The 24909-nt window shown below is 68.2% G+C and carries 20 protein-coding genes; 12 read left to right on the forward strand and 8 right to left on the reverse strand.

Annotated features, from left to right (window positions below; genetic code table 11):
• Nucleotides 1–175: 175 nt before the first annotated feature.
• Both J2W78_RS21245 and J2W78_RS21250 read right to left on the reverse strand, forming a co-directional pair.
• Complete coding sequence (locus tag J2W78_RS21245; protein ID WP_253373578.1) at nt 176–1675, reverse strand: bifunctional metallophosphatase/5'-nucleotidase; 1500 nt, start codon at nt 1673–1675, stop codon at nt 176–178.
• Nucleotides 1676–1682: 7 nt separating this feature from the next.
• Nucleotides 1683–2654 carry a class I SAM-dependent methyltransferase gene (locus J2W78_RS21250; RefSeq protein ID WP_253373579.1) on the reverse strand — a complete coding sequence of 324 codons (972 nt, stop codon included), beginning with the start codon at nt 2652–2654 and terminating at the stop codon, nt 1683–1685.
• 192 nt (nt 2655–2846) lie between these two features.
• On the opposite strand from J2W78_RS21250, the gene hemH reads away from it, so the two are divergent.
• From hemH to J2W78_RS21285, 7 genes are all read left to right on the forward strand, one after another.
• Nucleotides 2847–3917: a ferrochelatase gene (gene hemH / locus J2W78_RS21255; RefSeq protein WP_253373580.1), complete on the forward strand. Its 1071-nt coding sequence runs from the start codon at nt 2847–2849 to the stop codon at nt 3915–3917.
• A 258-nt stretch (nt 3918–4175) separates the two neighbouring features.
• Entirely contained in the window at nt 4176–4745 is a 570-nt protein-coding gene (locus tag J2W78_RS21260) for a F0F1 ATP synthase subunit delta (protein ID WP_253373581.1), read from the forward strand.
• Between the two features lie 73 nt (nt 4746–4818).
• Entirely contained in the window at nt 4819–6348 is a 1530-nt protein-coding gene (gene atpA, locus J2W78_RS21265) for a F0F1 ATP synthase subunit alpha (protein ID WP_003597667.1), read from the forward strand.
• A gap of 165 nt (nt 6349–6513) precedes the next feature.
• Nucleotides 6514–7401 (forward strand): F0F1 ATP synthase subunit gamma, encoded by an 888-nt coding sequence (locus J2W78_RS21270; protein ID WP_253373582.1) that lies wholly within the window; start codon nt 6514–6516, stop codon nt 7399–7401.
• A 24-nt stretch (nt 7402–7425) separates the two neighbouring features.
• A complete protein-coding gene (atpD, locus tag J2W78_RS21275; RefSeq protein ID WP_253373583.1) occupies nt 7426–8883 on the forward strand; it encodes a F0F1 ATP synthase subunit beta in 1458 nt (485 codons plus the stop codon).
• A gap of 21 nt (nt 8884–8904) precedes the next feature.
• Nucleotides 8905–9156 (forward strand): hypothetical protein, encoded by a 252-nt coding sequence (locus tag J2W78_RS21280; protein WP_253373584.1) that lies wholly within the window; start codon nt 8905–8907, stop codon nt 9154–9156.
• A 26-nt stretch (nt 9157–9182) separates the two neighbouring features.
• Nucleotides 9183–9584, forward strand: coding sequence for a F0F1 ATP synthase subunit epsilon (locus J2W78_RS21285; RefSeq protein ID WP_253373585.1), 402 nt, complete (start codon nt 9183–9185; stop codon nt 9582–9584).
• A gap of 98 nt (nt 9585–9682) precedes the next feature.
• On the opposite strand, the gene J2W78_RS21290 is transcribed toward J2W78_RS21285, so the two are convergent.
• The 5 genes from J2W78_RS21290 to J2W78_RS21310 all read right to left on the reverse strand — a co-directional run bounded on the left by J2W78_RS21290 (nt 9683) and on the right by J2W78_RS21310 (nt 12951).
• Nucleotides 9683–10945: a CCA tRNA nucleotidyltransferase gene (locus J2W78_RS21290; RefSeq protein ID WP_253373586.1), complete on the reverse strand. Its 1263-nt coding sequence runs from the start codon at nt 10943–10945 to the stop codon at nt 9683–9685.
• Nucleotides 10942–11199 (reverse strand): DUF6111 family protein, encoded by a 258-nt coding sequence (locus J2W78_RS21295; protein ID WP_253373587.1) that lies wholly within the window; start codon nt 11197–11199, stop codon nt 10942–10944. Before J2W78_RS21295 ends, J2W78_RS21290 begins: the two co-directional genes overlap by 4 nt.
• A 68-nt stretch (nt 11200–11267) precedes the next feature.
• Nucleotides 11268–11942, reverse strand: coding sequence for a CoA pyrophosphatase (locus tag J2W78_RS21300; protein WP_437178530.1), 675 nt, complete (start codon nt 11940–11942; stop codon nt 11268–11270).
• Nucleotides 11939–12520 (reverse strand): DUF1285 domain-containing protein, encoded by a 582-nt coding sequence (locus J2W78_RS21305; RefSeq protein WP_253373588.1) that lies wholly within the window; start codon nt 12518–12520, stop codon nt 11939–11941. Before J2W78_RS21305 ends, J2W78_RS21300 begins: the two co-directional genes overlap by 4 nt.
• The gene (locus J2W78_RS21310; RefSeq protein ID WP_253373589.1) at nt 12517–12951 is read right to left on the reverse strand and encodes a PaaI family thioesterase; all 435 of its coding nucleotides are present in this window, start codon (nt 12949–12951) and stop codon (nt 12517–12519) included. The genes J2W78_RS21305 and J2W78_RS21310 overlap by 4 nt, the downstream gene beginning before the upstream one ends.
• 196 nt (nt 12952–13147) lie before the next feature.
• Between J2W78_RS21310 and J2W78_RS21315 the strand changes: the two genes are divergently transcribed.
• The 4 genes from J2W78_RS21315 to J2W78_RS21330 all read left to right on the forward strand — a co-directional run bounded on the left by J2W78_RS21315 (nt 13148) and on the right by J2W78_RS21330 (nt 20144).
• The gene (locus J2W78_RS21315; RefSeq protein ID WP_253373590.1) at nt 13148–14158 is read left to right on the forward strand and encodes an AAA family ATPase; all 1011 of its coding nucleotides are present in this window, start codon (nt 13148–13150) and stop codon (nt 14156–14158) included.
• A gap of 11 nt (nt 14159–14169) precedes the next feature.
• Nucleotides 14170–15084: a DUF58 domain-containing protein gene (locus tag J2W78_RS21320; RefSeq protein WP_253373591.1), complete on the forward strand. Its 915-nt coding sequence runs from the start codon at nt 14170–14172 to the stop codon at nt 15082–15084.
• A 13-nt stretch (nt 15085–15097) separates the two neighbouring features.
• The gene (locus J2W78_RS21325) at nt 15098–17935 is read left to right on the forward strand and encodes a DUF4159 domain-containing protein (RefSeq protein ID WP_253373592.1); all 2838 of its coding nucleotides are present in this window, start codon (nt 15098–15100) and stop codon (nt 17933–17935) included.
• A 118-nt stretch (nt 17936–18053) separates the two neighbouring features.
• Nucleotides 18054–20144, forward strand: coding sequence for a hypothetical protein (locus J2W78_RS21330; protein WP_253373593.1), 2091 nt, complete (start codon nt 18054–18056; stop codon nt 20142–20144).
• 40 nt (nt 20145–20184) lie between these two features.
• On the opposite strand, the gene J2W78_RS21335 is transcribed toward J2W78_RS21330, so the two are convergent.
• A complete protein-coding gene (locus J2W78_RS21335; RefSeq protein ID WP_253373594.1) occupies nt 20185–21735 on the reverse strand; it encodes an RNA-directed DNA polymerase in 1551 nt (516 codons plus the stop codon).
• A 265-nt stretch (nt 21736–22000) separates the two neighbouring features.
• Here J2W78_RS21335 and J2W78_RS21340 point away from each other — a divergent pair, with 265 nt between their 5' ends.
• The gene (locus J2W78_RS21340; RefSeq protein WP_253373595.1) at nt 22001–24901 is read left to right on the forward strand and encodes a PAS domain S-box protein; all 2901 of its coding nucleotides are present in this window, start codon (nt 22001–22003) and stop codon (nt 24899–24901) included.
• Nucleotides 24902–24909 lie beyond the last annotated feature (8 nt).

Below are 24909 nucleotides of genomic sequence, written 5' to 3' on the forward strand. Positions count from 1 at the left end.
GGTCATCCCGTTTGCCGTGAAGAGGTCGGCCATGGAAAATTCCGCTCATCGTTAGGGAAAGGCTTCAGCCGAAGCCATCCAGCGGCGCGACCGTTCCGGACGAACCGCGATCCTCGATCGCTTCGGCTCGCCCCGCGATGACGACGAGCGGGCGGGCAGGGCCGGGCGATCGGGTTCAGAGCACCCGAATCCGCCCGCCGGTTTCGGCCGGCAGCGGCGCGCGGGCGCGGATATAGGCCATCACCTCGTTGGCGAGGAGCCTGCCGTCGGTGCCGCCGATCAGGACGCGGCCCTTGGCCAGCATCCCGTAATCGTTGCCGCCGCGCAGCATGAAGTCGTTGGCCGCCACGCGGTAGGTGCGGGCGTCGTCGAGGGGTGCGCCGTCGACCATCGCGGCCACGACGCGTCGGCCGGGCGGCGCATTCGGGTCGAGCGTCACCACCATTCCGGAGAGTTGCAGGAACCGGCCCGAGGCGCGGCCGAGATCGCGAAACCCGTTCTCCAGGGCCTCGCGCAGGGTCGCCCCGTCGATCGCCACGAGCACGGTGGTGTTGCCGAAGGGGAGTTCGCTGAGGATGTCGCGCCGGGTGAGCACCGTGCCGGCCGGGTAGAGCCGGTCGCCGCGGATGCCGCCGCCGTTCATCAGGCCGATCTCGGCGCCGGTGCCCGCCCGCACCGCGTCGGCGACGAGATCGCCGAAGCTCGCCTCCCGCACCCGCACCGAGGCGATCCGGCTGTCGAGCGCGCCCTGCGTCGTGCCGATCACGACGTCGAGTTCCCGCGATAGCTCGCCCCCGAGCCGGCGCACGACGGCGAGCGTTTCCGGATCGGGCGTCACATCGGCGGTGTCGTGGATGCGGAAGGCGGCACGCCAGCGCACGGGCCCGTCGCCTGTCCCCGTGACGAAGACATCGACCGCGGTGACGTAATGCGCGTCGTGGCTCGACTCGACCATCACCGCCTGCCCGTCGTCGCGCACGACGAGGTCGTGGTCGTGGCCCGAAAGCAGGATATCGACGAGGCGCGCCCGCACGATCGCGTCGTCGGTCACTCGCGCGGTGTGGGCGATCCCGACGATCATCTGAGCACCCGCCTTGCGCAGGGCGTCCGCCTCGCGCGCCAGGGTCTCGATCTCGGGGCCGAAGCGCAGGTTGCCGGATTGCGACTTTTCCGGCGTCGCCTGCAGGGCGATGCCGACGAGGCCGAGGCGGACGCCGCCGAGTTCGATCAGCCGCGTATCCTCGATGCCGGGCAGCTTTTCGCCCTCGGACCCGCGCAGGTTGGCGGCCAGGAACGGGAAGCGGGCCTCCCTCCGGCGCTCGGCGAACACCGCGGGGCCGAAATCGAACTCGTGGTTGCCCGGCACGAACACGTCGGGCGGCGCCAAGTTCAGAAGTTCGACGATATGCGCGCCCCGGTCGAAGCCGGACATCAGCGAAGGCGAGAAGCTGTCGCCGGCATGGGCGTAGAGCAGCGGCACGCCGCGGGCGCGCTCGGCCTTCACCACCGCGTTGAGCCGGGCAAAGCCGCCGCGCCCCTCCGCCTCGTCCATCGCGTAGATGTCGTTGACGAGGAGCAGGGTGAAGGTCGGCGTGCCGGCGAGCGCTGCACCGGTGCCGGCTGCGAGGAGACCGGCGCCGAGCCCGGCGACGGTCTCGCGGCGGCTCGGGCGCATCACCGGCTCAGCGCTTGGTGAGCCCGTCCTTGGCCATCCCGTCCCGCACCGCCTTGGCGTTGCGCCGCAGCGCCGGCCAGATCCAGGCACCCGAGGCGAAGTAGAGCCCCGCCGACATCGGCTTCAGATCAACAGCGAGCCGGTCGGCGAGGCCGGGATTCGTCAGCGGCACGGCGGGCGCATCGGTCTTGCGGTAGACCACCGTGGTGTCCTCGCGCCAGTACTCGGTATGCGGCACGAGGCCGGCGCGGCGGGCCAGGAGATCGAAGGTCTCGCGCACGTAGCCGTGGACGTGGGCGAAGTGGAAGCGCTCGTGCGGCGGCTTGCCGGTGGCGGCCATGTTCGGCACCGCCGCGTAGAGGATACCGTCGGGCTTCAGCCAGCCGGCCAGCCGCTCCATCGTCTCGGCCGGGTTGCGCAGGTGCTCGAGCACGTGGTGCGTGGAGATCACGTCGAAATGGCCGGTGGGGAAGCGGTTCGGGTCCTCGGCCTCGTCGAGCACCTCGACGCCGTGATGCGTCCGGGCAAAGGTCGCGTAGTCGCGGCCGGGCTCGACGCCGATCACCTCGCAGCCGCGCCGTTTGGCCTCCGCCAGGAACTCGCCCGAGCCTGAGCCGAAATCGAGCAGCTGCGCGCCGGCTTTAAGCTTCGGCGCCAGCAGGTCGGCGCGGAACGTCGCCTCGCGGGCCGAGCGGTTCAGGTGGTGACGCGGCGGCCCGCCCGCGAAGGCGAGCTGGTAATCAGCGCGGTAGGCGGTCGAATAATATTCGGCCAGCTCGTCCGGCGTCGGCATCGGGTCGGTGCGGATCAGGCCGCATTGCGTGCAGGCGATCGAGCGCAGCGTCTTGAGCCGCCGGTCGGTCTCGGCCACGGTGACGGCGTCGCGGCATCCGCACAGGTTGCACGCGGCCGGCGCCCCCTCGTAGGGATAGCCGGTGAACGGCACGAAGTGCTTCAGGAAGTAGCGGGGGGACGGCATGTCGCGCTGGCCTCCGGAGCGATTTCGGGCAAAGGGTTTGCCAAGATACGGACCAAGCTCTTCGGCGAGAGACTTCTCTTTCCGGAGAGTCTTGGCCTTGAAAAGCCGCCTGCTCTAGATCGAACGGCCGGTCCGCACAACCGGATCGCTTGCCGCATTGAGGGAGGCGGGGAGCCCGTGACCGGAAACCCGATGAACGAACGCGTCGAACCTCAAACCCTCTTGCGCGATCCCGTGCCGGTTGCGCCCACCGCCCTGCCGCCCGACCACCCGGCGGTGCGGACCGGCCGCGTCGGCGTGCTCTTGATGAATCTCGGCACTCCCGAGGGCACGAGCTACTGGCCGATGCGCCGCTATCTCAAGGAGTTCCTCTCCGACCGCCGGGTGATCGAGGTGCCGCGGCTGATCTGGTGGCCGTTGCTCAATCTCATCATCCTGACCAAGCGGCCGGGGCCGAAGGGGCGCGACTACGCCAGCATCTGGAACAACGAGCGCGACGAGGGTCCGCTCAAGACGATCACCCGCGGCCAGTGCGAGAAGCTCCAGGCGGCGATGGGCGATTCCGTCGTGGTCGATTGGGCGATGCGCTACGGCAAGCCGGAGGTGTCCCTGCGCATCCAGGCGCTGCTCGACCAGGGCTGCGACCGCATCCTGCTGGTGCCGCTCTATCCGCAATACGCAGCGGCGACCTCGGCGACCGCCTGCGATCAGGCCTTCAAGGCGCTGATGCAAATGCGCTGGCAGCCGACCGTACGGGTCTCCCCGCCCTACCACGACGATCCGGTCTATATCGAAGCCATGGCCCAATCGATCCGCGAGGGGCTGGCCAAGCTCGATTTCGAGCCGGAGGTGATCCTCACCTCGTTCCACGGCGTGCCCAAGAGCTACCTGCTCAAGGGCGACCCCTACCATTGCCAGTGCCTCAAGACCGGCCGGCTGATCCGGGAAGCGATGGGCTATTCGCCCGAGCGGATGCGGGTGACCTTCCAGTCGCGCTTCGGCAACGAGGAATGGCTCAAGCCCTATACCGACGAGACCGTGCAGGCGCTGGCCAAGTCCGGCGTGAAGCGCATGGCGATCGTGGCGCCGGGCTTCACCGCCGACTGCCTGGAGACGCTGGAGGAACTCGACGGCGAGAACCGCCACTATTTCGAGGAGAACGGCGGCGAGAAATACGCCTTCATTCCCTGCCTCAACGACTCCGACCTCGGCATGCGGGTGATCGAGAACGTAGTGCGCCGGGAATTGCAGGGCTGGATCTGACCGGGCGCGACGAACGCCGCGCAGGGTCCGTCGTGATCCGGCGCGGCGGTTCGCCATGCCGCTGACGCGCTCAACCATGGCCCTAACGTTGCCTTGCGCCCCCTCGGAACGCATGCTAGGCGACAGCCGCGCCGCGGGGAGACCGATCAAGGCCTTCCGAGCCCGGTGCAATTCCAATCCCCACGGGTCTCACGCTCTCGCCGTCAAGGCGAGTTCGAGCATGAGGGGCCGGCGGGCAAGGACAAGAGAGAGCGACGGGTGGCGCAGAACGGTTCCGAGGGTCCCCTGTTGGCCGGTGTGGCGGGCCGCTACGCGTTGGCCCTGTACGAACTGGCTCACGATCAGGGTCAGGTCGATGACGTCGCGAAGAACCTCGATGCGTTCGACGCGCTCTATCGCGAGAGCGACGACCTGCGCCGCCTCGTGCGGAGCCCGGCCTACTCGGCAGCGGAGCAGACGGCTGCCATGGGCGCCCTGCTCGATCGGGCGGAAATCTCGGGTCTGGCCGCCAACTTCATCAAGCTCGCGGCCGCCAACCGCCGCCTCTTCGCCCTGCCGGGCATGATCCGCGCCTATCGCGAGAAGGTGCGTGAGTCCAAGGGCATCATCCGCGCCGAGGTCCGCGTCGCCGAGAAACCCTCCGATGCCGTGATCGAGGACATCAAGGCCTCGCTGCGCGACGTCGCCAAGAGCGAGATCGATCTCGATCTCCACATCGACCCGAGCCTGATCGGCGGCATCGTCGTCAAGATGGGCTCGCGCATGGTCGACGCCTCGCTCCGGACCAAGCTCAACAGCATCCGCCTCGCCATGCGGGAAGCCCGCTGAGCGGTCTGACAAGACCCTCGCGAACCTCCCGACAGCCGAACAGACAGCCCCAGACTTTTAAAGAGGCCCGACGATGGACATCCGCGCCGCCGAGATCTCCGCGATCCTGAAAGAGCAGATCAAGAACTTCGGCCAGGAGGCCGAGGTCACGGAAGTCGGGCAGGTGCTCGCGGTCGGCGACGGCATCGCCCGCGTCTACGGCCTCGACAACGTCCAGGCCGGTGAGATGGTCGAGTTCGAGTCGGGCGTGCGCGGCATGGCCCTCAACCTCGAGCAGGACAATGTCGGCGTCGTGATCTTCGGCTCCGACCGTGAGATCAAGGAAGGCCAGACCGTCAAGCGCACCGGCTCCATCGTGGACGTGCCGGTCGGCAAGGGCCTGCTCGGCCGCGTGGTCGACGGCCTCGGCAACCCGATCGACGGCAAGGGCCCGATCCAGTCGACCGAGCGCCGCCGCGTCGACGTGAAGGCGCCGGGCATCATCCCGCGCAAGTCGGTGCACGAGCCGATGTCCACCGGCCTCAAGGCGATCGACGCCCTGATCCCGGTCGGCCGCGGCCAGCGCGAGCTGATCATCGGCGACCGCCAGACCGGCAAGACCGCCATCGCGCTCGACACCATCCTCAACCAGAAGTCGGCTCATGCCGGCGCGGACGAGAACGCCAAGCTCTACTGCGTCTACGTCGCCATCGGCCAGAAGCGCTCGACGGTGGCCCAGTTCGTGAAGGTGCTGGAGGACCAGGGCGCCCTGGAATACTCCATCGTCATCGCCGCCACCGCCTCCGACGCCGCGCCGATGCAGTTCATCGCGCCGTTCGCCGGCTGCGCCATGGGCGAGTATTTCCGCGACAACGGCATGCACGCCGTGATCGTCTATGACGACCTGTCCAAGCAGGCCGTGGCCTACCGCCAGATGTCGCTGCTGCTGCGCCGCCCGCCGGGCCGCGAGGCTTACCCGGGCGACGTGTTCTACCTCCACTCGCGCCTGCTCGAGCGCGCCGCCAAGATGGGCGACGCCGCCGGCAACGGCTCGCTCACCGCGCTCCCGGTGATCGAGACCCAGGCCAACGACGTCTCGGCCTACATCCCGACCAACGTGATCTCGATCACCGACGGCCAGATCTTCCTCGAGACCGACCTGTTCTACCAGGGCGTCCGCCCGGCGGTGAACGTCGGCCTCTCGGTCTCGCGCGTGGGCTCCTCGGCCCAGACCAAGGCGATGAAAAAGGTCGCCGGCAAGATCAAGGGCGAGCTGGCGCAGTACCGCGAGATGGCGGCCTTCGCGCAGTTCGGTTCGGATCTCGACGTCTCGACCCAGCGTCTGCTCAACCGCGGCGCGCGCCTCACCGAGCTCCTGAAGCAGCCGCAATTCTCGCCGCTGAAGATGGAAGAGCAGGTCGCGGTGATCTACGCCGGCGTCAACGGCTACCTCGACAAGCTGCCGGTGGGTAAGGTCCGCGCCTTCGAGGAGCAGCTCCTCGGCACCCTGCGCTCGAAGCACCAGGATTGGCTGAACGCGGTGCGCGACTCCAAGGATCTGTCGGACGCCAACGCCAACACGCTCAAGGGCGTGGTCGAGGCCACCGCCAAGTCCTTCGCCTGATAAACGCCGTTCGCCCGACGAACGCACACCCCCTCCCGCATGCGGGAGGGGACAGGGGTCGGGCGGTGCCGGGCGAAGCGCCCGGCGCCGCTTGAGCCACCCCACCTCCGGCTCCTCCCCGCAGGGTGAGGAGAGGCCCTTCCGAACGGACCCGGACGCCCACCGATGGCTAGCTTGAAGGATCTGCGGAACCGCATCACCTCGGTGAAGGCGACGCAGAAGATCACCAAGGCGATGCAGATGGTCGCCGCCGCAAAGCTGCGGCGCGCCCAGAATGCTGCCGAGAACGGGCGTCCCTACGCCGAGAAGATGGCCCAGGTGCTCGGCAACCTCGCCGGCAACCTGATCGGCGGCGTCGGCGCCCCGCGCCTGCTCTCCGGCACGGGCCAGGACCGGGTGCACCTGCTCGTCGTCTGCACCGGCGACCGCGGCTTGGCCGGCGCCTTCAACTCCTCGATCGCCCGTCTGGCCCGCGACCACGCCAACCGGCTGATGGCCGAGGGCAAGACCGTCAAGATCATGACGATCGGCAAGAAGGGCCTCGACGTCCTGCGCCGGCAGTTCCGCGACCAGATCGTCGCCTCGCGCGACATCCGCGGCAACAAGCCGGTCGATTACCCCTTCGCCGCCGAGATCGCCGACGACATCCTCGCCCGCTTCGAGGCTGGCGAGTTCGACGTCGCGACGTTGTTCTACTCGGAGTTCCGTTCGGTGATCTCGCAGATCCCGACGGCGCAGAAGCTCATCCCGGCCGAGCTGCCGCAGACCGACGCGGCGGCCAAGGGCCCCGGCTCCGACGCCGCAATGGAGTTCGAGCCGAACGAGGAGACGATCCTCGAGACGCTGCTCCCGAAGAACCTCACCGTCCAGATCTTCCGGGCGCTGCTCGAGAACGCCGCCTCCGAGCAGGGCGCACGCATGAGCGCCATGGATTCGGCGACCCGCAACGCGGGCGAGATGATCAAGAAGCAGACGCTGATCTACAACCGGACGCGTCAGGCCATGATCACCAAGGAACTCATCGAGATCATTTCGGGCGCGGAAGCGCTCTGACCGCCGCATAAAGGAATCATCGCAATGGCGAACACCGCTTCCCCCCTGCAGACGACCGGCGCCAAGGGCAAGATCACCCAGGTCATCGGCCCCGTCGTGGACGTGCAGTTCGAAGACCACCTGCCGGAAATCCTGAACGCGCTCGAGACCCGGAACCAGGGCAGCCGCCTCGTTCTCGAAGTCGCTCAGCAGCTCGGTGAGAACACCGTCCGCTGCATCGCGATGGACACCTCCGAGGGTCTCGTCCGCGGCCAGGAAGTCCGCGACACCGGCTCGCCGATCAAGGTGCCGGTCGGCCACAACACCCTCGGCCGCATCATGAACGTCATCGGCGAGCCGATCGACGAGGCCGGCCCGATCCAGTCGGACACCCTGCGCGCCATCCACCAGTCCGCCCCGCCCTACACCGATCAGTCGACCGAGTCGCAGATCCTGGTGACCGGCATCAAGGTCGTGGACCTGCTCGCCCCCTACGCCAAGGGCGGCAAGATCGGCCTGTTCGGCGGCGCCGGCGTCGGCAAGACCGTGCTGATCATGGAGCTGATCAACAACATCGCCAAGGTGCACTCGGGCTACTCGGTCTTCGCCGGCGTCGGCGAGCGCACCCGTGAGGGCAACGATCTCTACCACGAGATGATCGAGTCCAACGTCAACAAGAACCCCAAGGAGAACGGCGGCTCGGCCGAGGGCTCCAAGTGCGCGCTGGTCTACGGCCAGATGAACGAGTCCCCCGGCGCCCGCTCGCGCGTCGCGCTCACCGGCCTCACCATCGCCGAGGACTTCCGCGACCAGGGCCAGGACGTGCTGTTCTTCGTGGACAACATCTTCCGCTTCACCCAGGCCGGTTCCGAGGTCTCGGCTCTGCTCGGCCGCATCCCCTCGGCGGTGGGCTATCAGCCGACGCTCTCCACCGACATGGGCGCGCTGCAGGAGCGCATCACCACCACGACCAAGGGCTCGATCACCTCGGTGCAGGCGATCTACGTGCCGGCCGACGACCTGACCGACCCGGCGCCTGCCGCCTCCTTCGCCCACTTGGACGCGACCACGACGCTGTCGCGCTCGATCGCCGAGAAGGGCATCTACCCGGCCGTCGATCCGCTCGACTCGACCTCGCGCATGCTGTCGCCCGCCATCCTCGGCGAAGAGCATTACGAAGTCGCCCGTAAGGTCCAGCAGACGCTGCAGCGCTACAAGTCGCTTCAGGACATCATCGCCATCCTCGGGATGGACGAGCTGTCGGAAGAGGACAAGCTGACGGTGGCCCGCGCCCGCAAGATCGAGCGCTTCTTCTCGCAGCCCTTCTCGGTGGCCGAGATCTTCACCGGCTCGCCGGGCATCCAGGTGCCGCTGGAAGACACCATCAAGGGCTTCAAGGGCCTCGTCGAAGGCAAGTACGACGATCTGCCCGAGGCGGCGTTCTACATGGTCGGCACGATCGAGGACGCCCAGGAAAAGGCCAAGAAACTCGCGGCCGCCTAAGGCCCGAGCGAGGGAACGGTCATGAACGCCAAGGTCGTTCTCCTTCTCGTCGGCATCGTGGTCGGGGGCCTCGTCGGCTACCTGACCCGGCCGCAGGCCGCCGAGCTCAAGCTCGGCCCGCTCAGCGTCGAGATCCAGGACAAGGACTCGGCGGTGGGCGCCCGCGGCGGGGAGCTGACCACCGGCCAGCTCCAGCATGTCGGGCTGTTCGCCCTGATCGGCGCCGTCGTCGGCTTCGGAGCAGGCTTCGTCGCCGACCGCAGCCGGCGCTGACATCAAACCTCGGGACCTGATTGACGATGGCCACCTTCCACTTCGATTTCGTCGGCCCCGAGCGGACGCTGTATTCCGGCGAAGTCGAGGCCGTGCAGCTTCCCGGCGCCGAGGGCGAAATGACCGTGCTGCCGGGCCACGCCCCGGTGCTGACCACCCTCAAGGTCGGCGTCATCACCGTCACGGAGACGACCGGCAGTGGCAAGCGCATCTACGTGCAGGGCGGCTTCGCCGATATCGGCCCGAAGAGCGTGACGGTGCTCGCCGAGCGCGCCGCGCCGATCGAGGAGGTCACCCCCGCCATGATCGACAAGGAGATCGAGGCGGCGGAACTGGTCCGCGACGCGACCCAGGATTACGACAAGCGCGAGGCGCTGAACGCCCAGATCGTTCAGATGCAGGAAGCCAAGAACACGCTGAACCGCTGATTTTCGTCAGAGCTTCGGCTTTCGGAAGGCGCTGGGAAACCGGCGCCTTTTTTGTTTTTGCGCGGGTTTGCGTGCGCGGACGCTGCCGAGTGAGCGGTCTACCGAGCGGCCGCCGCCTCCAGCGCCCGAGCGATCAATCGCTCGCGTGCCTCGGCATCGTCCGGGCAGCCGCTGGCGAGCCAGAGGTCCCGGGCCGCCCGCAACCCCGCGCCGACCGCCCGGCCCGGTGCTACGCCGCGTGCCACGAGGTCGGCGCCCGTCACCGGGAGGACGGGGCGCGTGCCGGCGGCGTCCATCCGGTCGAGCACGGCGCGCGCCTCCTGCGTCACACGCGGGCGCGGCTCGCCGTCGAGGGCGATCAGCAGTTCACGTAAGGGCCCGGCGCCGTGGGTGGCGACGAGAGCCGGCACCGCATCGGCCTCGATTCCCGGCCGGTCGTGCAGGGGCGCGAGGGCCGCGGCGTAGGCGGAGAGGCGCGCATGCTCGGCCCGCGACAGGCGAAGGCTTGCCTGGAGCCGGTCCGCGTCCTCGCTCGTGCGCACGGCGAGCGCGGCGAAGCGGGCTGTGGCGTCGAGGCGCGGCTCGGCCGCCACGCTGCGGGTGAGGCGGCCGAGTTCGCCGACGCCGCCGAGGATACGGGGGAGCAGACCGGTCTCGCTCAAGATCGCCACGGCCACGACGGCGCGGGGCGCCAGCAGCAGCTTCAGGAATTCGGCGCGCACCCGCTCCCGTGAGAGCCGGTCGAGGCTGTCGCGCGCCGCGATGGCGGCAGCGAGCCCTTCCGCATCCGGCGCACCGCTGCCGTAGCGGGCGTGAAAGCGGAAGAAGCGCAGGAGCCGCAAGGCGTCCTCGCGCAGGCGGGTCGCGGCGTCGCCGATGAAGCGCACCCGTCCGGCGGCGAGGTCGGCGATCCCCCCGGTCGTGTCGTGCAGGCGTCCCGCCGCATCGAGCGAGAGTGCGTTGATGGTGAAGTCGCGCCGCTCGGCATCGCGAACGAAGTCGCGGCCGAAGCGCACCACCGCGTGGCGCCCGTCGGTCTCCACGTCCTCGCGCAGGGTCGTCACCTCGTGCGGCTCGCCGCCGACGATGAGGGTGACCGTACCGTGTTCGATCCCCATCGGCACCGCCTTGATCCCGGCGGCGCGGGCGCAGGCCATCACGGCCTCGGGCCGGAGCGTGGTGGCAAGGTCGATGTCGGCGACGATGGCGCCCAGCAGCGCGTCGCGCACGCAGCCGCCGACGAGGCGCGTTTCCTCGTCCGGTGCATCGAGGGCCGCGAGGCAGGCTTGCACGCCCGGCCGCGCCAGGAGGCGGGCGGGGCCGTCGGCGGCGAGCGGCGGGGGCAGCGTGCCGGCGATCACCGGAAATGGCCTGGCACCAAACGGCCGTTCTCAAGGCGCGGCAGCTCGTAGCCGTCCTTCATGTCCTGTCCGGTCAGCCCGACCGTGACGAGGGAGGCGATGACGATGAACAGCCCGGCCAGGATCAGCCGTGTCCAGTGCGGCTTCCACTCGGCATGGTCGAGCGGCGAGCGCCGGGCGAACAGCAGCCAGCCCGCGAAGGCCAGGAAGGGCAGGGAGAACAGGAGGATTTCCTGAAGGACGAGGCGGAGCATGGAGGGCGCAATCTGCGAGGGGCCGTGGGGCACCCGTCAAGCGTCGAGGCGATCAGGGATCAAGACGGTCAGGGATAGAGATGTTCTTGGAGGTTGTGCACGATCCCCGCCGTGACGCCCCAGATCAGGTGCTCGGCGAAGGGGATGGCGTAGAAGTAGCGCGTCCGGCCCTTCCATTCCGCCGAACGGACGAGATGCCGCGCCGGGTCCATGAGGAAGGCGAGCGGCGCTTCGAACACGGCCGCCACCTCCGCCGGGTTCGGCCGCAGCACGGCCTCGCGCGCCACGAGGCCGACCACGGGCACCACGAGGAAGCCAGTGCCGGAGAGATAGGGATCGAGATAGCCGAGCGGGCGCACGGCGTCGCTCTCCAGGCCGATCTCCTCCCAGGCCTCGCGCAAAGCCGTGTCGACCGGCGAGGTGTCCTCCGGATCGACCTTGCCGCCGGGGAAGGCGACCTGCCCCGAATGATCGCGCAGATGTGCCGCCCGCTGCGTGAACAGCAGCGTGACGCCGTCCGGCCGGTCGATCACCGGCACCAGCACGGCGGCGGGCCGGTGCGGCGTGGCCGGTGCGAGGGCGAAGCCCTCCGGCTGGAGGTCGTGGTCGCCGCGCGGGTTCGACAACGGCACGCCCGGCCCCGGCGGCATGGGGCTCAGGCGGGTTTCCGCCCGAGCGAGGAAGGCGTCGAGACCGAAATCCTCCGCAGGCGCGGAGCCGGCCGCTACCTCGGGCAGCCTCACGCCGCCTCTGCCGGGGCGATGTGGTGGAAATGGCCGCCGGCCCAGAGCCCGAACCACCGCTGCCCGTCGATCTCGCGCTCCTCGCCCATCGCGACGAGATCGTAGGTTAGGGGGCGGCTCACCCGAGCCCAGAGATCGCGCCGCACGTGGAGATAGGGCTTGAGGCCCTCCGCCCCGTCCTCGAAGCGCAGGCGATGCTCGGCATCGGCCGGCACGAGGTCGTCCACGTTGGTGCGGAAGGCGATGCGGCGGCCTTCGCCCTCGCCCTCCACCGCCATCTCCACGGCCGCGAACGCCGCGTCGTCGACGGTGATGCGGACCCGCTCGGCCGGTGTGACGAGCACGGTCGAGCCGTCGGGCTCCTTGCGCAGGATCGAGGCGAAGAGCTTGACCAGCTTCGGGCGCCGGATCGCCGAGCCGTCGTGGAACCACGTCCCGTCGGCGGCGATGCGGATGTCGATCGTGCCGCAATGCTCCGGATTCCAGCGTTCCACCGGCGGGAGGCCGCGTTGGCCGATTTCGCCGAGGGCGGCGCCGAGGCGGGCGAGAGCCGGATCGTCGGGTGTGCTCTGGGTCATGACTTGTCGCCGGGCTTGTCCCGCAGAACCTTCCAGATTCCCGTCACCGCCGCCAGCGGGCGACCGCCGCTGGTGAGAGTACCGCGCACGAAGACGAGGGACGAGGTCTTGCGCACGATCTCCGGCACCGTCTCGATCAGGTCGCCGATCTGCGCCGCGCCGACGAACTGGCTCTGCATCTCGATGGTCACGGCGCGCGCCCCGTCGCAGGCGTCGCGCACCGCGATGCTGAGGGCCCGGTCGGCGAAGGTGAGCAGCATGCCGCCATGGACGATGCCGACGAGGTTGCCGTGCCGCTCGTCGGTTTGAAAGGCGAACGCCTTCGTGCCCTCGGCCGTCCGGTGATAGACCGGCCCGACATGGGCGATGAAGCCCGGATCGGTGAAAGCCTCCCACCCCTCGGGAAAGGCCGCGCGCTCCTCGTCCGTCATCCGGTCTCGCCTTCCTCGGGGCGGGCGCTGTCCGCCCGCGATGCACGATGTCGCGGGCGTCCTGCCCGCCGGTTCTGGAGCGCCCATATAGTGCCGATCTGCCGCGCGGCAGCGCCGCGCTTGCGTTCGGCCCGCGTTCGGCGCCAGACTCCGCACTTTCCGGGCCTCCGCGCCCGGCCATCGCAAGGTTCACTTCATGGCACAGGGCGCCGGATCGGCCAGCACGACGAGCCTCGACGACGGGATCGTCGCCACCGCCGAGACCTGCCTCGCGGCGATCGAGCAGGCGCGGGAGGCGATCCACGGGGTCATCTTCGGGCAGGAGAAGATCGTCGATCTGGCGCTGGTCACGATCCTCGCCGGCGGCCACGGTCTCCTCGTCGGCCTGCCGGGTCTGGCCAAGACCAAGCTGGTCGAGACGCTGGGCACCGTGCTCGGGCTGGATGCCCGCCGCGTGCAGTTCACGCCGGACCTGATGCCCTCCGACATCCTCGGTACCGAAATCCTCGACGAGGATGCCGAGCGCCGCCGCTCCTTCCGCTTCGTGAAGGGGCCGGTCTTCACCCAGCTCCTGATGGCCGACGAGATCAACCGCGCCAGCCCGCGCACGCAATCGGCCCTGCTCCAGGCGATGCAGGAGCATTTCGTCTCGGTGGCGGGCGAGCGCCACGACCTGCCGCGCCCCTTCCACGTTCTGGCGACGCAGAACCCGATCGAGCAGGAGGGCACCTACCCGCTGCCCGAGGCGCAGCTCGACCGCTTCCTGCTGGAGATCGATGTCGGCTACCCCGACCGCGCCGCCGAACGCCGTATCCTGATCGAGACCACCGGCGTCGAGGACGCGCGGGCCAAGACCGTGATGACCACCGAGCAGTTGCTCACGGCGCAACGCCTCGTGCGGCGCCTGCCGGTGGGGGACGCCGTGGTCGATGCCATTCTCGACCTCGTGCGCTCGGCCCGTCCCGAGGGCGGTGATCCGGCGGTTGGCAAGAAGCTGCTGTGGGGGCCGGGCCCGCGTGCGAGCCAGGCGCTGACGCTGGCCGTGCGCGCCCGCGCGCTGATCGAAGGCCGGGTCGCTCCCTCCGTCGCCGACGTGAAGGCTTTGGCCGAGCCGGTGCTCAAGCACCGCATGGCGGTGACCTTCGCGGCACGCGCCGACGGCGAGACGGTGACCGGCCTGATCGGCCAGCTCGCCGCGAAGCTCTGAGCCCGCCGCGGATGGCCTCCACCCGGCTTGTCGAGGCCGAGAGCCGCCGCCCCGGCGGCCCCGAGGCCGGCAGCGCCCTGGCGCTCGCCGAGGTGATGCCGCGGCTCGTGCTCGAATCGCGGCGCGTCTCCGGCACCCTGGCGCACGGCCTGCACGGGCGCCGCCGCGCCGGGCCGGGCGAGAGCTTCTGGCAGTTCCGCCCCTTCGTGCCCGGCGAGGCGGCGGCGCGCGTCGATTGGCGCCGCTCCGCCCGCGACGACCGGCTCTACGTGCGCGAGCGCGAGTGGGAGGCCGCCCACAACATCTGGATCTGGATCGACCGCTCCGCCTCCATGGGCTTCGCCTCGGATCTCGCCCAGACATCGAAGATCGAGCGGGCGCTGGTGCTGGGGTTGGCGCTGGCCGACACCTTCGTCGAGGGCGGCGAGCGCGTCGGCCTGCTCGGGCTCACCCGTTCCAGCGCTGCGCGCGGCATCGTCGAGCGCCTCGCCCAGGCGCTCGTCAACGACCGCTCCGGCCTGACCCAGGATCTGCCGCCGGCCGCCACGCCCGGCCGGTTCGACGAAGTGGTCCTGATCAGCGATTTCCTCACGCCGCTGGATCGGGTGCGCGGCGCCGTGCAGACGATCTCGGCGCGCGGCACCCACGGCCACCTCGTGCTGGTGGCCGATCCGGTGGAGGAAACCTTCCCCTTCACGGGGCAAGCGGTGCTGCACGATCCCGAGGGCGGTCTCAGCCTCGATATCGGCGAGGCGTCGGCCTGGGGCGAGGCCTATCGCACCCGCATCGCGGCCCACCGCGACGGCCTGTCCGAGATCGCCCGGCAGCGGGGCTGGACGCTGACGATCCACCGGACCGACCGGCCCGCGAGCGAAGCGGCCCTGCGGCTGCTGACCCTCGTCGCCGCCGCGCGCGGCCTCGGCTGAAAGGCGAAGCGCATTGTTCGGAGTTCCGCTCACCTTCGCCGCCCCCCTCGCGCTGGCCGCCCTCGTTGCGCTGCCGGCCCTGTGGATCCTGCTGCGGGTCACGCCGCCGCGCCCCCAGCGCATCCACTTCCCGCCGCTGGCGCTGATGGCGGACCTGCTGCCCAAGCGCGAGACGCCGGCCCGCACACCGCCCTGGCTCCTGATGCTGCGGATTCTGGCCGCCGCCTGCCTCATCCTCGCGGTGGCCGGGCCGGTGTGGAATCCCGGCGGTATCGGCGCCGCTGCGGGGCGAGAACCCCTGCTCCTCATCCTCGACAACGGGGTCGTCGCCGCCCACGATTGGCGCGACCGCCTGCGCGCGGCGACCGACGAGATCGAGGCCGCCGCCCGTGACGGCCGCCCGGTGGCGCTGGTCGCCAGCGCCGAGCCCCCCGCGCCGTTCGAGGCGAAGGCCCCGGCCGCTGCCTTGGAGCGCTTGCGCGCGATCCAGCCGCGCCCGCATCTCGGTGACCGCGGGACGCATCTGGCCTCGATCGGCACCTTCCTGGAGCGGGTGCCCCGCGCCTCGATCGTCTGGATCAGCGACGGCGTGCGCGGCGTCGGCGAGGCCGATTTCGCGGCATCCCTCGGCGAGATGGCGGGCCGCCACGGCAGCGCCGTGACCGTGCTGAAGGCCGAGCGATCCCCGGCGCTGGCGCTCGAAGGCTCCCCCGTGCAGCCCGGCGAAAAGCTCTCGGCCCAGGTCCTGCGTGCGGAAGGCAACGGCCGCGATGCCGGGCTGGTGCGGGCACTCGACCAGAAGGGCCTGCCGCTCGCCGAGAGCCGCTTCACCCTGGAGCCGGAGGCGCGCGAAACCCGCGTCAGCTTCGACCTGCCGGTGGAGCTGCGCAACGCCATCGCCCGCCTCGAGATCGAGGGCGAGCGCTCGGCCGGCGCCGTGGTGCTGATGGACGAGCGCGGCAAGCGCCGCCGGGTCGGCCTCGTCTTCGGCGGCACGCTCGATCAGGCCCAGCCGCTGCTCGCGCCGACCTACTACCTCGCCAAGGCGTTGAACCCCTTTGCCGATGTGCAGCAGCCCCGCGGCGGCCAGGGCACGGCGGAATCCATCGGCCAGATGCTCGACAATCAGGTCTCGGTGCTGGCGCTCGCCGATGTCGGCGCGCTGGACGAGCGCACGCTCGCGCGGGTCGAGCAGTTCGTGGACGAGGGCGGGCTGTTGCTGCGCTTTGCCGGCCCCCGGCTCGCAGCCGGCAACGACCCGCTCGTGCCGGTGCGTCTGCGCCGGGGCGGTCGCTCGCTCGGCGGCACCCTCTCCTGGGACCGGCCGCGCACGCTCGCAGCGTTCGCCCCCGAGAGCCCCTTCGCCGGGCTGAACCCGCCCGCCGATATCGGCGTGCGCCGCCAGATCCTCGCCGAGCCCGACGGCGACCTGCCGGGCAAGACCTGGGCGGCGCTTCAGGACGGCACGCCGATCGTCACGGCGAGCAAGCGGGGGCAGGGGCTCGTGGTACTGTTTCACGTGACCGCCGACACGACGTGGTCGAACCTGCCGCTATCGGGCCTGTTCGTGGACATGCTGCGCCGGGTCGTCGGGCTCGCCGGCCCGTCCACCAAGCTCGGCGAGGGCGACGGGCGGGGGGCGAAGGCCGCGCTGCTGGCGCCGCGCCTGACCCTCGACGGTTTCGGTGCGCTGGGCTCGCCGCCGGCCGGCGCCACCGCGGTGCCGGCCGACTTCGCCGACCGCGCCGGCCCCGAACACCCGCCCGGCTTCTACGGCACGGCGGAGGGCGGCATCGCCGTCAACGCGCTGGCCCCCGGCGACCGGCTCCAACCCCTCGACCTCGCCGGCCTCAAGGGCGCCCGCACGGGGTCGCTTGCGGGCGCCGAGACGCTGGATCTGCGCGCGCTTCTGTTCACTCTCGCGCTGGCCCTGCTGGCCCTCGACACCCTGGCGGGCCTCTGGCTCGGCGGCTTTCTTCGCGGTTTCGGTCGCGGTTCACACGGGAAGGCGGCGCCGGCCGCCTTGCTTCTGCCGGCGCTGGTCGGCCTTGCGCTGGCCTGCTCCCCGCTCCCGGTGCGGGCGCAGGAACCACCCGCCAACCGGCCGTCCGGCATCGAGTCGGCGCTGGCCACCCGCCTCGCCTTCATCGTCACGGGCGACGCCGCGACCGATACCGCGAGCCGGGCGGGCCTGTCGGGTCTGAGCCAGATGCTCGCCGCCCGCACCGCCCTGGAGCCCGGCGAGCCCGCGGGCCTGAATCCGGAAAAGGACGAACTCGCCTTCTACCCGCTGATCTACTGGCCCATCGTCGCCGGCCGTCCGCAGCCGAGCGAGGCGGCGATCCGCAAGATCGACGCCTTCATGCGCAACGGCGGCACGGTGATCTTCGACACCCGCGATGCCCAGACCGCCCGCCCCGGCGGCCCGCCGAGCCCTGAGGCGGCGTATCTGCGCAAGATGCTCGCCACCCTCGAAGTGCCGGAGTTGGAGCCGGTGCCGGCCGACCACGTGCTCACCAAGGCGTTCTACCTCGTGGATTCCTTCCCCGGCCGGCTCAGTACCGGACAGACCTGGGTCGAGACGATTCCGCCCGCGGGCGAGGGCGGCGAGCGCCGTCCGGCCCGGGCCGGCGACGGCGTCACCCCGCTCATCATCACCGGCAACGACCTCGCCGCCGCCTGGGCGGTCGGCCGCAACGGCGAGCCGCTCTACCCCGTCACCGGCGGCGACCAGCGCCAGCGCGAGATGGCGTTCCGCGGTGGCATCAATATCGTGATCTACACCCTGACCGGGAACTACAAGGCCGATCAGGTCCATGTGCCGGCGTTGCTGGAGCGGTTGGGACAGTGATGGCCGCTCATTCTGCTTCGGCGACATATCAAACTAACCAGCCGATCCGCCCGTGCGTCCCCTCTCCCCGCACGCGGGGAGAGGAGTTTTCCGCGATTGCTACAGGAGGCCCTAGCCCATGCTGAGCCTCAGCTTCACCCCCCTCGTCCCCTGGCCGGTGCTCGCGGCCTTCGGCGTCTTCGCCGTGATCCTCGCCGTTGTCGCCGTCCTTGCCCGCGGGCGCACGGCGCTGTTGCGGGCGGTGGCGCTCGGCCTCGTCCTCGCCGCGCTCGCCAACCCCTCGCTCGTGCGCGAGGACCGCGACCCGGTGAAGGACGTGGCGGCCATCGTCGTCGATCGTTCCGGCTCGCAAAGCCTGGGCGACCGCCCCGCCATGACCGACGCGGTCAAGGCCGAGCTGGAACGCCGCTTCGGCGCGCTGGCCAACATCGAGCCCCGCTTCATCGAGGTCGGCGACGCGCAGGGCGGGGAGGGCGACGACGGCACCAAGCTGTTCACGGCGCTGACCCAGGCGCTCGCCGACGTGCCGCCGGAGCGGATCGCCGGCGTGGTGATGCTCACCGACGGCGTGGTACACGACATCCCCGCCTCGCTCGAAGCGCTCGGGCTGAAGGCGCCGCTGCACGTTCTCGTCACCGGACGCCCGGACGAGCGCGACCGTCAGATCAAGATGCTGGAAGCGCCCCGCTTCGGCATCGTCGGCCGGGACGTGACCCTGCGCGGCGAGGTGATGGAGCGCGGCGGCACCGGCACGGCCATCGTCACCGTGCGCCGCGACGGCGAGGAGATCGACCGGCAGAGCATCGCCACCGGCGTGCCGTTCTCGCTCACCACGCATATCGAGCATGGCGGCCCGAACGTCGTCGAGATCGAGGTCGAGCCGCTGCCCGGCGAGCTGACCACGGTGAACAACCGCGCCGTGCTCCCGATCGAAGGCATTCGCGAAAAACTGCGGGTGCTGCTCGTCTCCGGTGAGCCGCACCAGGGCGAGCGCACCTGGCGCAACCTCCTGAAGTCGGACGCCTCCGTCGATCTCGTCCACTTCACGATTCTCCGGCCGCCGGAGAAGCAGGACGGCACCCCGATCTCCGAACTCTCGCTGATCGCCTTCCCGACCCGCGAGCTGTTCGTCCAGAAGATCAAGGATTTCGACCTCATCATCTTCGACCGCTACGCCAACCAGAGCGTGCTGCCGTCCGCCTATTTCGACAACATCGCCCGCTATGTCCGCGAGGGTGGGGCGCTGCTCATCGCCGCCGGGCCGGAATTCGCCGGTCCGGCGAGCCTTGCCCGCACCCGGCTCGCCTCGATCCTGCCGGGCGACCCCTCGATGAAGGTGGTCGAGCAGCCGTTCAAGGCGACGCTCACCGAGACCGGCCACCGCCACCCCGTCACCCGGGCTCTGCCGGGCTCTGAATCGAACCCGCCGGCCTGGGGCGATTGGCTTCGTATCGTGTCGGCGCAGACCCGTCCGGGCGTGCAGCCGATCCTGTCGGGCGCCAACGGACTGCCGCTCCTGGCCCTTTCCCGCGAAGACAAGGGCCGCGTCGCCCTGATGCTGTCCGATCAGGCTTGGCTCTGGGCCCGCGGTTACCAGCAGGGCGGCCCCTATCTCGATCTGCTGCGGCGCCTCGCCCACTGGCTGATGAAGGAGCCCGCCCTCGAAGAGGAGGCCCTGCGCGCCCAGACCACGGGCCGGGGCCGCGAGGTCCGCGTCGAGCGCCAGACCATGGCCGAGGAGGCGGGCCCCGTCACGATCACCGGGCCGACCGGCAAGGAGCGCGAGTTGGGCCTGTCGAAGGCCGAGACCGGCCTGTTCACCGCGACCTTCGAGGCGGAGAGCCTCGGCCTCCACACCATCCGCTCGGGCAACCTCGTCGCCTTCGTCAGCGTCGGCCCGGCCAACCCGCGCGAACTCGCCGACGTGTTCAGCGACACCGAGCGTCTGAAGGGCGTCACGGACGGGTCCGGCGGCACGGTGCGCCGGGTGGCGGCGGCCGGCGGCGGCATCGAGGTGCCCCGCCTCCAGATCACCCGCGGCGGCCGGCTCGGCGGCGCCGACTGGATCGGCTTCCGCCCGAGCGACAGCGCCACGGTGCGCGGCGTCGAGGTCTATCCCCTCGGCATCGGCCTCTGGGCCTTGGTGGCGCTCGCCGCCGCCGTGCTGGCGATGTGGCTGGTCGAGGGACGGCGCGGAAAGTTCATATAGCTACGTTGTGTAGGTTGTGCGACCTTATCTGGGGTCTAATCTAAAACAGATCATTGCCATGCGTCTTTAGGCACCAATCCGAGAATTCTTTGGATAGCGGAAATTGAAGGCGACTCTTTATTCCTCTAATCCAATGCGAGTATTCATCTCTTGGCAAGCATCGGGCTCCAAATATAAAGCTTGGCTGCGACCAAGAATTTAGTTCATTTACCTTAGTCTTCCTAGATCTAAAGAAATTTTGATCATTGTTTCTCCATCTAAGTAGATGAATCTGACGCACATCAAGGGTTCCTGTTAAGGTGTCTAATTTTCTAATAGCAGATGCATCAAAATTCACCACCTTTTGAATGCCAAGCTCAAGAAACCAAGCTCTCGCGCAATCTAAAGGCCGCATCCTGGAAGAAAGTATAATTTCTACTAGTTCGTCTCCCATGTTTTCAAATCCGCTTATGCCAGCGTCGGCAAATTCTTTGATGAGAAGTGAAACATCTTTAGCAAAAGGGATTAATTTCGCAAGATTTTCTCTAATATACCATGCAACATCAGGGCTTTTCACCATCCGCATCGCATGTAGGACGATCTTTATCGTGCCAATGTCCCAGTATGCATCAGATAAAAGCTCTTCTAGCTCTTTGCTAAGGTCTTTCATCATCAATGATTTGAGGGCGTCTTCATCTTCGCCACCATGATCGTACGCAGCCCAAAATAATTTTTCTGTAGCAAAATCTTCCTTGGACGAATCGTCATCTGCGCCATGTTGGCTGACGGACTGGATAAATTCTTTCCACTCTAGTATTTTGGTCTTCTGGTTATTGAGGGAAAGTCCTTCGTTGGCTGATAAATGCTGTGCTAGGAATGCAAGCGCAGCATACGGATCTTGATCTCTTTTTATAAAAATAATTATGTCATCTACGTAGCGGGTGAACTGATATCCCTCCGAAATCAGGGCCATATCAGTATCGTTTAAGGCAGCTTCTGCCAGAAGTCTCGAAGCGCTACTTCCGACTGGAAGTCCGAATGATTGATTGCTTCTCCAGTCGCTGATTATTTTCTCGATCTTTTTGACCGTCTTCGTCTCTCCTGAAAGACTATCTAATATATTTTCTAATCTATGGCGGTATATTCGATGATAAAAATCCGATATATCGGTTCTAATTGCGTAAACGTAATTATCTTCGAAAGCATAATTACTAATATGATCAAGCCACTCTCTAAATCGCCGGTCAGGTATGAAAAAATCGGAACCTAGGCCGGGCGCTTTTCGATAAGCAAATGCTCGATTATTGGCAATCGAGTCGCGGCCTTGCTCGACTTTATCGTAAATACTTGCAACAAGGGCGGTATATATTATGGTATCTATTAAATATGGCTGATGGGCTACACGAAATCCGAATTTGGATTTTGGAATTAGAGACTCTACAAGGCTAATAGGATGGTAATTAGACAGATCGAGTGCCGAGAGGGCGTCGCATATGGCGATATTTTCATCTTTTAAAAAATTCATCTCGAATGGATAGGGAAAAAGATCTGTATCTCCCTTTAGCACAATGTGCTCGATAGTGCATTTATACAAATCTCTATCCAATTTCATTTTATAAATAAACCTTCATATGCTCTGGAGTGGGAGCTTTATCAAAATTTAGCTCGCAGGATCTAAAATTAATACTTACCTTCGATCATTATTTATGTTTCGATCCGAATCGCTCTAATCCGATAATGCTAACGTAACGCTGTTGCGGAAAAAAGCGTCGAAGAAGAAATTTCCGGGGACTTCGCTTGGCAACCGCGCATGCGATACGTCGGTCCGACATAGGGCCCTGTCCGAACGAGCTTGACCTGTGTAAGTCGGTTCGGACATGACCGACTTACCTCCGTTCCTGGCCGGCGGCGGCGAGGCCGCCCGCATGATCGCCGAGCGCGACTGGTCGGATCATCCCCTCGGCCCCCCGCAGACCTGGCCGGAATCGCTACGCACGGCGCTCAGCCTCGTCGTGAATTCGCCCGAAAGCATGATCCTGGCCTGGGGGCCGGACCTGCATTTCTTTTTCAACGACACCTACTTCCCGCTGCTGGGACCTCGTCTGTCTTGGGCCATGGGCGAGCGCTTCGACCGGGTCTGGGCCGACGGCTGGGATCAGGCCAAGCCGATCATCGACGACGCCTTCGCGGGGAAAAGCCGCCGCTTCGAGGATCTGCCCTGGACGCTGGCCACCGACCGGGGCGACGCGCAGACGTGGTGGAGCTTCTCCTACTCGCGGGTGCTCGACGGGGAGGGCCGCATCGCCGGCCTGTTCATCTTCACCAACGAGACGACGAAGCGCATCCGCACGGAGACGCTCCAGCGGGAGAGCGAGGCGGCCCTGCGCCGCAGCGAGGCCTTCCTGACAGCGATCCTGGAGGGGCTGCCGGTCGGCGTCATCATCGCCGACGCGGAAGGGCGGATCGTGCGCGACAACGCCGCCAACCGCGATATCTGGGGCATCCCGCCGGAAACCACGAGTTGGGAGGGCTACGGCGATTGGGTCGGCTTCTGGCCCGAGACGGGCGAACGCCTGCGCGCCGAGGAATGGGGCATGGCCCGCGCCCTGCTGAACGGCGAGACCGTGCGCGGCGAACTCGTGGAGATCGAACGTTTCGACGGCGGCGGGCGGCGGCTGTTCCTCAACAACGCCGCGCCGATCCGTGACGGGGCGGGCACCATCGTCGGCGGCGTGGTGGCCGAACTCGACGTGACCGAACGGATCGAGGTCGAGCGGCGGCTGCGGGAGAGCGAGGTGCTCGCCCGTATCAACGCCGAGCGGGTCCAGCTCGCGCTCTCGGCCGGCGCGATTGTCGGCACGTGGTTCTGGGATCTGCCCACGGACCGCTTCACCGTGGACGAGGCCTTCGCCCGCGCCTTCGGCCTCGATCCGGCGCTCGGCCGCGAGGGCTTGAGCCTCGCCCAGGTGGTCGAGACGGTGCATCCCGACGACAAGGCCGATCTGGCGCAGGCGATCAGCGAGGCCGTCGCCCGCGGCGGCGCCTACGCCCACCAATACCGGGTGCGGCGGGCGGACGGGTGCTATTACTGGATCGAGGCCAACGGTCGGGTCGATCACGCGCCCGACGGCACGCCGCTCAGCTTCCCCGGCGTGCTCATCGACGTGGAGGAGCGCCGCGCCGTCGCCGCCGAGCGCGACCGGGCCATCGTGCTTCTGCGCCGGCTCAACGAGACGCTGGAGGAGCAGGTCGCCGCGCGCACCGCCGAGCGCGACCAGATCTGGCAGGCCTCCAGCGACCTTCTGGCCGTGGCCGATTTCGAGGGCCGCTTCGTCAGCCTCAACCCGGCCTGGAGCGCCACGCTGGGCTGGAGCGAGGCCGAGATGAAGGCCGTTCCCTTCCTCGATTTCATCCACCCCGACGACCGGGAGCGGACGCGTGAGGCCGCCGCCGCCCTCGCCCGCGGCGAGATGCAGCTGGGCTTCGAGAACCGCTACCGCGCCCGCGACGGCGGCTACCGCTGGTTCTCCTGGAACACCGTGCCGCGCCAGGGCCTCATCTACGCCTCGGTGCGCGACGTCACCGCGATCAAGGCGCAGGCCCGCGCGCTCACCGAGGCCGAGGAGGCTCTGCGCCAGGCGCAGAAGATGGAGGCGGTGGGCCAGCTCACCGGCGGCCTCGCCCACGACTTCAACAATCTGCTCGCCGGCATCTCCGGCAGCCTGGAGCTGATGCAGACTCGCATAGCCCAAGGCCGGCTCAAGGATGTCGACCGCTACATGGGCGCCGCCCAAGGCGCGGCCAAGCGCGCCGCCGCGCTGACGCACCGCCTGCTCGCCTTCTCCCGCCGTCAGACTCTCGACCCGCGGCCCACCGACGTGAACCGGCTGGTGATGGGGATGGAGGATCTGATCCGGCGCACGGTCGGTCCCACCATCACCATCGAGGTGGTGGGGGCGGCCGGGCTCTGGCCCTCCCTCGTCGATCCCCCGCAGCTCGAGAACGCGCTGCTCAACCTCTGCATCAACGCCCGCGACGCGATGCCCGAGGGCGGGCGCATCACCATCGAGACCGCCAACAAGTGGCTCGATGCCCACGCCGCGCACCAGCACGACGTTCCGCCCGGCCAGTACCTTTCGCTCTGTGTGACCGATACCGGCACCGGCATGACGCCGGACGTGCGGGCCAAGGCGTTCGACCCTTTCTTCACGACCAAGCCCACCGGACAGGGCACGGGGCTCGGGCTGTCGATGATCTACGGCTTCGCCAAGCAGACCGGCGGGCAGGTACGGATCTATTCGGAGGTCGGCGAGGGCACGACGGTCTGCATCTACCTGCCGCGCTTCCATGGCGACGCGGAGGAGCCCGATTCGCTCGGTCCCCTGGTCGATGCGCCCCGGGCTCGGCGGGGCGAGACGGTGCTCGTGGTCGATGACGAGCCGACGGTGCGGATGCTGGTGACGGAGGTGCTGGAGGATCTCGGCTACACCGCGATCGAGGCCGCCGACAGCGCCAGCGGCCTCAAGGTCCTGCAATCGGACGTGCGCATCGACCTGCTGATCTCGGATGTCGGACTGCCGGGCGGCATGAACGGTCGCCAGATGGCCGATGCGGGCCGCATCTCGCGCCCCGGCCTCAAGGTGCTGTTCATCACCGGCTACGCGGAGAACGCGGCGGTGGGCAACGGCCATCTGGAGCCCGGCATGGCGGTGCTGACCAAGCCGTTCGTGGTCGAGACCCTGGGCCTGCGCATCCGCGAGATCATCGCGCGGGGATAAGGCCGGGG

The sequence above is a fragment of the Methylorubrum extorquens genome, assembly GCF_024169925.1.
GTDB classification, from domain to species: domain Bacteria; phylum Pseudomonadota; class Alphaproteobacteria; order Rhizobiales; family Beijerinckiaceae; genus Methylobacterium; species Methylobacterium extorquens_A.